The sequence below is a fragment of the Candidatus Methylomirabilis sp. genome (assembly GCA_036000645.1).
Classification (GTDB): Bacteria; Methylomirabilota; Methylomirabilia; order Methylomirabilales; family JACPAU01; genus JACPAU01.
Genome location: DASYVA010000023.1, coordinates 1 through 4,827, shown reverse-complemented (window position 1 = coordinate 4,827; position 4,827 = coordinate 1). Strand labels below are relative to the sequence as shown.

The following is a 4,827-nucleotide window of genomic DNA, read 5'->3' as shown; positions in this document are numbered from 1 at the left end:
CGGATGATCTCGTCCAAGGTGAGAATCTCGGGCCCCCCCAGCTCGAACACCTTGCCGGTCGCCTCGGCCTTGTGCACGGCGGCGGCCGCCACGACCGCCACGTCGAAGACCGATACCGGCTGCACCCGGTTCTTGCCGTTGCCGATGACCGGGACCACGGGGAGGTAGCGAACGAACGTCACGAACTTGTTCAGGCTCCGGTCCTCCGGGCCGTACACCCAGGAGGGACGGAGGATCACGTACTGCAACCCGCTCAGCCGGATCCGCTCTTCCGCCATGGCCTTGGCCTGGAACCAGGGCTGGGTCTTGACGGGCGAGGTCCCCGCCCCGCTCATGTAGACGAACCGCTTGACCCCGTTGTCCAGGCAGGTCCAGACCAGCCGCGCCGTCCCCATGCCGTCAATATTAATGTAGGTGTGGCCCTTGCGCCGGTTCTCCACGGGATGGTTCGGGAACTGGACGCAGTGGACGACGCAGTCCATCCCGCGGGTGGCCGCCTTCAGGGAGACCTCGTCGGTCACGTCGCCCGCCACCATCTTCACGCGGTCGCCCCAGCGGTGAGGGGCGGCGGGGATGCGCGTCAGACAGAAGACCTCGTCCTGGCCCTTCACGAGCTCATCAATGATGTGCGACCCGATGAACCCCCGCCCCCCCGTCACCAGGACCTTCATGGGACCTCCCCCTCTTCGTCCTCCGGCATCCATCCCGCTGCCAGGGTAATTGTCCTGCAGGTGGCCGGCGCTGTCGGCCCATCCGGGTCCGAGGGCTGAGGGCGTCGCCGGCTCCTCCTTTGTAGCGTCCCCGGGCTTCCCACCCAAGAGAAAAGCGGCGGGTTGTCCTGTTTACCCCGCATGATGCTTCCGGGGCGGTATTTCCTCCAGGCTCTTGACAACCATACTTCTGTTTAGTATATTGAGCCCATGATGACCGCCTCACCCCTGGCCGGGCCCGGCCGCAGCCCCGTCACGTTCCGGGATCTGCTGGGGGAACCGCCCCCGAGGCTCCTGCTCCTCACGGGCCCGAGGCTCACCCTGCAGCTCGGCACGGCCTTCGCCGCCCGGCGGCTTCTCCGGGGCGGCCGGGTCCTCTACGTAGACGGGGCCAACGCCTTCGACCCCTACGTCCTCGTCCGGATCGCGCGGCGGGCCGGGGCGGACGCCCGCGGCCTCCTCTCCCGCCTGAAGGTAAGCCGGGCCTTCACCTGCCATCAACTGGAGACGCTCCTCTGCGAGCGGTTGGCCGCGGCGGTCATCGCCGAGCGCCCCGGCCTGGTGGTGGTCGCGGGGTGGAGCGACCTCTTCCACGACGAGAACGTCCCGGAGCGGGAGGCGATGCGGCTGCTCGAGCGGACGGCGAGCGCGGTGCAGCGCGTGGCGGCCCGGGCGGTCCCGGTCCTGGGGACCCACCTGACCGAGCCCGAGACGTCGCGGCTGCCGCGGCTCACCTCCTGCCTCACGGCCGCGGCGGAGGGGGTCATCGCCGTCACCCGGGAGGAGGGGGAAGTGCGCCTCCGGCGGGTCAAGCCGCCATCACCCGCCCTGCCCCCCCTCGCGGTGGAGGAGGGGAGCCTGCTGCCGTTCTTTAGCCTCCGCCCCATCTGGCGGGCGGAGTGACGGGAGAAAGGGGGCCGCGATGGGCCGGACCGTCATGCCGATCAGCCGCGCCATCGAGGAGGAGTTTACGTCCTGGGGGAAGTTCCGCCGGGCCCTCCGGAAGGAAGACCAGGAGGCGCTGGAGGCCATGTTCTGCGCCGCCAAGTTCCACGTGGCGGCCGCCGCCTACGCCTCCCGTCTCAGCCCGCTGGAAGCTATCCTGGTCTCGGTCCTCCTGGAGCACCAGAAGGCCCTGACCCGCCTGGAGCGAAAACTGCTTGCGCCTGACGCTCCGGGCGGCGATAAGTAAGGTCCGAGACGCCGCGCCCCAAGAGGACAGCCGCCGTGCCTTCCCGCCCAGCAGCGCTGCCCCGTCTGCAGTTTCGCCCGCTCACGCCAGAGCGGTGGTAGGATCTCGCGCGGTTGTTCGGGGAACGCGGGCCTGCGGCGGCTGCTGGTGCATGTTGCTGAAGGTCGCTGTCGCGTACGCGAAGGCGCACGGCTGGCGTCGGCGTTCCGCAAGACGGGCTTCGTGGAGGTGCTCCGGCGGTCGCAGACGCGCCCGATCATGCGGTACACCGTCGCGAGGCGGTGAGGACGGCACCGTGCTCGCCTGGCTTGGCGGCCATGATTGACTTGGAAGACGAGACCTTTGACGGGACCTTCCCCTTCGCCCCGCGCTACCACGAGGTGAATGGATTTGCCATGCACTTCGTGGACGAGGGGGCCGGGGAGCCGGTCGTGCTGGTGCACGGAGACCCCACGTGGGGCTACCTGTGGCGCCGGTTCATCCCGGCGCTCTCCCAGCGCCGGCGGTGCGTCGTGCCGGATCACATGGGCATGGGCAAGTCGGGTGTTCCCGAGCAGCCGTACCCGTACCGCCTGCGGCACCACGTCGCGAATCTCGAGAGCCTCCTGCTGCATCTGGATCTGCGCGAAATGACGCTGGTGCTCCACGACTGGGGCGGGCCGGTCGGGCTGGGATTTGCGGTCCGCCACGCCGAGCGGATCAAGCGCCTCGTCCTCATGAACACCTGGGCGTTCGCTCCCTGGCCGGGCGGCCCGTTCCCGCGGCTGCTGGAGATCATCCGCTCGGAGCGCGGGGAGAAGTTCGTCTTGGACAAAAACGGCTACGTGGAGCCCGCCCTGGTGGGGACCACCCATCATCGGGAGCACCTGACGAAGACGGTTCGCGAGGCCTATCAGGCCCCCTTCCCCACCCCCGAGTCGCGCCTCGCCCTGCTGTGCTGGTCGCGGGACATCCCGGTCAGCCAGACGGATCCGTCGTACATGGAGATGAAGCAGATCGAGGAAGGGCTGTCCCGGTTCCGCAGCACACCGACCCTCCTGGTGTGGGGGATGCGGGACCCGGTCCTTTCGGAACCGGTCCTGCGCACCTGGCAGCGCCTCTACCCCCACGCGACCACCCGCGAGCTGGAAGACGCGAGTCATTTCCTCCAGGAGGATGCCCCCGAGCGGATCGTCGGGTGGATCGCGGCCTTTCTGGATGCGAGCCCGTGAGCGGGGGGACCGGATCGCTCTCTGGAGCCGTGGAACAAGTTTTGCACCCATGTAACTGCCGGTTTGCCGCGAAGGACGAGGGCAGTGGGGAACCAGGACACCGGAGGATAGGGCTCCCATGTTTGGGATGAAATGCCCCAAATGCGGGTTGATGCAGATACCCGCCCCCGCCTGCAAGTCCTGCGGCGCCCCGGCGCAGGCGCCGCCGCCGCGCCCGAGCCCGCCGTCGGCGCAGGCCAGGAGGGCGGTAGCCCCGCCCCCGCCACCGGCGCGACCCCTCCCCTCGATCGGGGAGAGGCCTCCGCAAGCCGCACCGGGCCCACGCCAGATCCACCGCCTGTCCTTCCACGGCGCGGGGGGATCGCTCTTCGGGATCCACATCGTCAACATCTTCCTAACCATCATCACGCTGGGCGTCTACTACTTCTGGGGTAAGGTCAGGGTCCGGACCTATCTCCTGAGCGAGAGCGAGTTCGACGGGGATCGGTTTGCCTACCACGGGACGGGCAAGGAGCTGCTCATCGGCTTCTTGAAGGCCATGCTGGTGTTCGGGTTGCCCCTGACGCTCCTGGCTGTGGTGCGGGACTTCCTCGACGTGGGGATCGTCGTCAAGGCGGTGGCGGGGGTGCTGGCGTACGCGATCGTCATGGTGTTCGTCCCGGTGGCCATGGTGGGGGCGCGCCGGTACCGCCTGAGCCGGACCTCGTGGCGGGGGATCCGGTTCTCCTTCCGGGGCTGGGCGGCGGCGTTCCTGAAGCTCTTCCTGAAGGCCTCGCTCCTCACGGGGCTCACGCTCGGCCTGTACTATCCCTTCTTCGACACGAAGCGGTACGCCTTCATGACGTCCCACGCCTACCTCGGCAACCAGAAGTTCGATTTCGACGGACAGGGGCGGGACCTGTTCTGGAGCTTCGTCCTCACCCTCCTGCTGACGGTCCCGACGTTCGGCCTGTGCTGGTTCTGGTTCCAGGCCAAGAGGCAGCGCTACTTCTGGGACCACACCACCTTCGCCGGCGCCCGCTTCCACTCCACGGTCACGGGCTTTCGCCTCTTCCTCCTGAGACTGGGGAACCTGTTCTTGCTGCTCCTCACCCTGGGCCTGGGCTGGCCCTGGGTCGTGGCGCGCAACGCCCGGTTCGCCTTCAGGTACCTCACGCTCGAGGGCCCCCTGGACCTGGCCGGCATCGAGCAGGAAGCCCAGGCGGTTTCTACCATCGGAGAGGGGCTGGCCGGCTTCCTGGACGTGGACTTCGCCTTCGGCTAGTGCAGTGTCCCGTAAATTCGGTACCCACTTATCGACGGAGCGGGTAGCCCTTGAACGTCCATCGAAAGGGGGCTGCCGTTCGATTCCAGTGATGGCTGAAGGTGTACAGTCTGGAGGCCATCGCCGCATCGGTCTGGAGGCTTGCCCGCTTGAGGCATTGGCGCTCGAGGATGCTGAACCAGAGCTCGATCTGGTTCAGCCACGAGGCATGCAGCGGCAGGAACTCCAGCCAGACCCGGCCCTGTTGGGTGGCCAGCCAGTCGCCCACGTTTCGATGCGTGTGGATCGAGAGGTTGTCGACGATCACGATAAGGCGCCCGTGGGGCCAGCGCTGGCGGAGCGCTCGCAGCAGTTCGAGAAACTCCTGGTGGCGCCGGCGGCAGCGGACCAGCGCAGTCACCCGTCCCGTTCGGACATCCAGGCCTGCGAGAATGGCGACGATCCCATGCC

The 4,827-nt window shown here is 68.1% G+C and carries 6 protein-coding genes; 4 read left to right on the top strand and 2 right to left on the bottom strand.

Annotated features, from left to right (window positions below; genetic code table 11):
• A partial coding sequence (locus VGT06_01140) for an NAD-dependent epimerase/dehydratase family protein (protein HEV8661736.1) occupies window positions 1-671 on the bottom strand: 671 nt, incomplete at its 3' end.
• 252 nt (window positions 672-923) lie between these two features.
• Here VGT06_01140 and VGT06_01135 point away from each other — a divergent pair.
• From VGT06_01135 to VGT06_01120, 4 genes are all read left to right on the top strand, one after another.
• The gene (locus tag VGT06_01135) at window positions 924-1,613 is read left to right on the top strand and encodes a hypothetical protein (GenBank protein ID HEV8661735.1); all 690 of its coding nucleotides are present in this window, start codon (window positions 924-926) and stop codon (window positions 1,611-1,613) included.
• A 19-nt stretch (window positions 1,614-1,632) separates the two neighbouring features.
• Window positions 1,633-1,902: a hypothetical protein gene (locus tag VGT06_01130; GenBank protein HEV8661734.1), complete on the top strand. Its 270-nt coding sequence runs from the start codon at window positions 1,633-1,635 to the stop codon at window positions 1,900-1,902.
• A gap of 317 nt (window positions 1,903-2,219) precedes the next feature.
• Window positions 2,220-3,113 (top strand): alpha/beta fold hydrolase, encoded by an 894-nt coding sequence (locus tag VGT06_01125; protein ID HEV8661733.1) that lies wholly within the window; start codon window positions 2,220-2,222, stop codon window positions 3,111-3,113.
• Window positions 3,114-3,264: 151 nt separating this feature from the next.
• Entirely contained in the window at window positions 3,265-4,377 is a 1,113-nt protein-coding gene (locus VGT06_01120) for a DUF898 family protein (GenBank protein HEV8661732.1), read from the top strand.
• Window positions 4,378-4,405: 28 nt separating this feature from the next.
• Here VGT06_01120 and VGT06_01115 read toward each other — a convergent pair.
• Window positions 4,406-4,827, bottom strand: a 422-nt coding sequence (locus VGT06_01115; protein HEV8661731.1) for a transposase, incomplete at its 5' end; no start/stop codon positions are given.